Genomic DNA, 4,049 nt, shown 5'->3' on the forward strand with positions numbered 1-4,049 from the left:
CCTCCTCCAGGCCGAGCCACTGGGCGGCCGGGTGCTTCCCCGCCACGACCAGGTTGATCCTGCCGGTGTCGGCGAGGACCCGTTCCATGGTGACGAGGAGGGTGTTGGCGTCCGGCGGCAGATACACCCCCGTCACGGTGCGCCGCTTCGTCAGGAGGTTGTCGATGAAGCCGGGCCCCTGGTGGCTGTAGCCGTTGTGCTCCTGGCGCCACCCCTCACTGGTCAGGAGGTACGTCAGACTGCTGACGGGGGTGCGCCAGGGCACCTCGCCGGACGTCTTCAGCCACTTGGCGTACTGGTTGACCATGCTGTCCACGACGGAGGCGAAGGCCTCGTACGTGGGGAAGAGGCCGTGCCGGCCGGTCTGCAGGTATCCCTGGAGCCAGCCCTGGCAGGTGTGTTCCGACAGCACCTCCATGACCCGCCCGTCCGGGGCCAGCCCCTCCGCGTACAGGCCGACCGGCCAGGTGTACGCGCGGCCCGTCGCCGCCAGCACCCCGTCGAGCTTGTTGGAGGCCAGTTCGTCCGGCGAGACGATCCGGAAGTCGCGGCGCGCCTCGGTCCTCCGTACCGTCTCGGTCAGCCATTCGGCCAGCACGCGGGTCGGGCTCGCGGAGGCGGTTCCGGGGCCCTCCGTGACGTCGACGGCGTACGGCTCCAGGGGCGGCAGATCCAGGGGGCGGCGCAGGCGGCCGCCGTTGCCGGCCGGGTTCATGCCGATGCGCCGCTCTCCTTCGGGGCAGGCCGCCAGCACGTGGGGCAGGGGGCGGCCGTCCGCGTCGAACAGCTCCTCCGGCCGGTACGAGCGCAGCCACGCCTCCAGCGCCGCGAACTGCTCGTCGTCCTCGTGGACGGCAGGCAGGGGGATCTGGTGCGCGCGGAACGTGCCCTCGATGCGCTTCCCCCCGACCTCGGCGGGCGCGCCGAGGCCCTTCGGGCTGCGCAGCACGATCATCGGCCAGGCCGGCCGCTCGGGCACCTCGCCGCCGCGGGCCCGGCGCTGGATGTCGGCGATGGCGGCGTGGGCGTCCCGTACGGCGTGGGTCATCCGCTCGCTCAGCGGGTCCTCGGTCATGTCCACGATGCGCGGGGCCCAGCCGTACCCCCGGAAGAGAGAGGTGAGTTCGTCGGCGGACATGGTGCCGAAGATCGTCGGCGAGGAGATCTTGTAGCCGTTGAGGTGGAGCACGGGGAGGACCGCGCCGCTCGTCACGGGGTCCAGGAACTTGGTCGCGTGCCAGGCCGCGGCCGTCGGTCCCGTCTCCGCCTCGCCGTCCCCGACGACGCAGGCGACGAGCCGGTCCGGGGCGTCGAGCGCGGCCCCGAACGCCGTCGACAGGGCGTAGCCGAGTTCGCCGCCCTCGTGGACCGTGCCGGGCACGGCGGGGGAGAGGTGGCTGGGGAAGCCGTCGGGCGCGCAGTAGCGGCGGGCCAGCTCCGTCAGGCCGTCCGCCGTGCGGGCGAGCGCCGGGTCGTACTCGGCGTGCGTGCCCTCCAGCCACAGGTGGGCATGGTTGGCGGGGGCGCCGTGGCCGGGCCCGGTGACGAGCAGGACATCGGTGTCCCGCTCCTTCACGAGCGCGTTCAGCGCGGCGTAGGTGAGGGTGATGCCCGGACAGGAGCCCCAGTGGCCCAGGAGCCTCGGCTTGAGGTGCTCCCGGCGCAGGGGCTCGCGGAGCAACACGTTGTCCCGGAGGTGGATCATGACGGCGGCCACGTAGTCCGCCGCACGACGGTAGGCCACCGTGCCGTTCCCGGCTCGCTCCGCCACCGATCGGTCCGGGGCCCGGTCCCGGTCCCGCACCGTCCGGTCCCGGGCCGTGCCGTCCTGTGGCGTTCCGTCCGTTCCCTCGCGCACCATGAAAACGTTTCCTCGCCGTTCGTGGGCCGATGCTCCGGGCGCCGTGGCCCCGCCCGGCCGCCGGACGGGCCGCCGGGTGCGGCCCCGGCTCCGTGCCCGGCCGCCGGACGGTCCGCGGTCAGCCGCCGAGGCGGGCGCGGAGGAGCTGCTTGCCGAGTTCGGCGCCCTTGCGGCTGTCGGACTGCGCCTTGCGGAAGAGTTCCGCGACCTCGCTGTCGTTCTCCCGCTCGGCGTCCTGGATGTACGTCTCCAGACGAAGCGCGTTGTCGAGGCAGCTCTCGACGTACCAGACGAGGTTGTAGTCCTTGTCCTTGGTGCCGGTGATGCCGCCGGTCTCGGTGTCGTGCGTCATGGCGATTCCCTTCCTTCCTCGACGGAGCGTGGGGGCCGGGACGGGGCGGACGCCGGCGCGCCGTTCCGGCGGAGAGCCGGCGGAACGGACGGGATCCGGCCCGTACGTCCCGTAGGTTCCGAATTTCCGATGCGCGGCTCTTGTCGCCTCGCGCCCTGGTCCGCCCGTACCCGCTGCCCCCCGCGGTATGCGGCCTCCCCTCCGCCGACGGGCGGCGGACGGCGCGAGGCACGCGAGACAGGCGGCGTGAGGCCGCCGGCGTCGAAATTCCGTCGCGCCGCCGCGGTGCGGGGGCGAGACTCCTCCCATGGCTGACATGGGGGCGTTCCGGGAAGCGGTCACGGCGTGGGCGGCCGGAGGGCCCGGCGACGCCGTGACCGGGATGGCCGCGGTGCTGTCCGTCCGCACGGTCGTCCTGCTCGAAGGCCCGAGCGACGTCGCGGCGGTCGAGGCGCTGACCGGACGCCAGGGCCGGGACCCGGCCGCCGAAGGCGTGTGCGTCCTGTCGATGGGCGGGGCCATGAACGCCGGCCGCTTCGCGCGCCTCCTCGGCCCGGCGGGCCTGGGCCTGCGCCTCACGGGCCTGTGCGACGCACGCGAGCGCGGTTACTACGCCCGTGGCTTCGACGCGGCCGGCGCGCCCCATGACTTCTTCGTCTGCGCGGCCGACCTGGAGGAGGAGCTGATCCGCGCGCTCGGCGCCCCCCGGGTGCGCGAACTCGTCGAGGCGGAGGGCGACCTCCGCCCCCTGCGTACCTTCCTGAGCCAGCCCGCCCAGCGGGGCCGTACCGCCGAACAGCAGCTGCGCCGCTTCCTCGGCACCAAGAAGGGCCGCAAGATCCATTACGGCCGGGTCCTCGTCGAGGCCCTCGGCCCCGGCGCCGTACCCGCCCCGCTCGAAGACCTCCTCGCCGCCCTCTGACCGCCTCCGGGCCCGGCCCCGCGCCGGTTCGCCACGTGCCGACCGGCCGGGGACACCCCGCGCGGGGTGAGGCGGCGGCGGTGCTGGAATGGTCCCCATGGCCGACACCCCGCCCCGCACCGGTACGCCCGCTCCCCCCGGCCCAACCGGCAGCCCCGACACCGACCTGCTCGTCATCGGCGGAGGCCCGGCCGGCTGCGCCGCGGTCCGCATGGCAGCGTCCGTCGGCATGCGCTCGGTCCTGGTCGAACCGCGGGCCCTGTGCCACACCCTGCACCGCATCCCCGCACTCGACAACGTCCTCGGCGGCCACACCGGCGGTCCCCGGCTCGCCGAGGCCGTCGCAGCGGAGGTGGCCGGCACCGACCTCTGCCACCTGCTGCTCGGTCACCGCGTCAGCGCGCTCCACGTCACCGGCGACCACGTCACCGCGACCCTCGACACCGGTGCCCGGCTCTCCGCCCCGTACGCCGTGGTCGCCACCGGCGTCGGCCCCCGCCGCCCCCGCGACACCGCCTGGGTCACCGCCCCCGACGGGCCCGTACCGCCACCGCTCTGGGAGGCCGACGCGGCCCGCGCCGAAGGCCGTACGCTCCTCGTCCTCGGCGGGGACCGCCCCATCGGCACGTTCCTGCGCGCCCACCCGGCGGCCCGTACGCGCCTCGTCGTCGCCTACCCCGCGGCCGACGCGTACAAGACCGAGGAGATCCGCGAGGACCCGCGCGTCACCCTGCTGCCCGTCGAGCACCTGACAGTGCGCGGCGGAGCCGGCGCCCCCGTGGCGGCCGAGGCCGTGGGGCGTGACGGTGTACGGCACACGGTCACGGCCGACGCCGTGTACCTCAGCCTCGGCAGCGCCCCCGCCGCCCCGTCCGGTGATCTCGTGCGCGACGGCGACGGCTACTGCCCGCCGG

The 4,049-nt window shown here is 74.9% G+C and carries 4 protein-coding genes; 2 read left to right on the forward strand and 2 right to left on the reverse strand.

Features of this window, described 5'->3' with window-relative positions:
* A partial coding sequence (locus RIF68_RS29770) for a phosphoketolase family protein (RefSeq protein WP_309054385.1) occupies positions 1 to 1,861 on the reverse strand: 1,861 nt, incomplete at its 3' end.
* A 118-nt stretch (positions 1,862 to 1,979) separates the two neighbouring features.
* Positions 1,980 to 2,213, reverse strand: coding sequence for a hypothetical protein (locus RIF68_RS29775; RefSeq protein ID WP_309054386.1), 234 nt, complete (start codon positions 2,211 to 2,213; stop codon positions 1,980 to 1,982).
* 307 nt (positions 2,214 to 2,520) lie between these two features.
* On the opposite strand from RIF68_RS29775, the gene RIF68_RS29780 reads away from it, so the two are divergent.
* Entirely contained in the window at positions 2,521 to 3,135 is a 615-nt protein-coding gene (locus RIF68_RS29780; RefSeq protein WP_309054387.1) for a TOPRIM nucleotidyl transferase/hydrolase domain-containing protein, read from the forward strand.
* Positions 3,136 to 3,232: 97 nt separating this feature from the next.
* On the forward strand, positions 3,233 to 4,049 hold an 817-nt coding region (locus RIF68_RS29785; protein WP_309054388.1), incomplete at its 3' end, for an FAD-dependent oxidoreductase.

This window comes from Streptomyces sp., from assembly GCF_031178505.1.
Lineage (GTDB): Bacteria > Actinomycetota > Actinomycetes > Streptomycetales > Streptomycetaceae > Streptomyces > Streptomyces gulbargensis.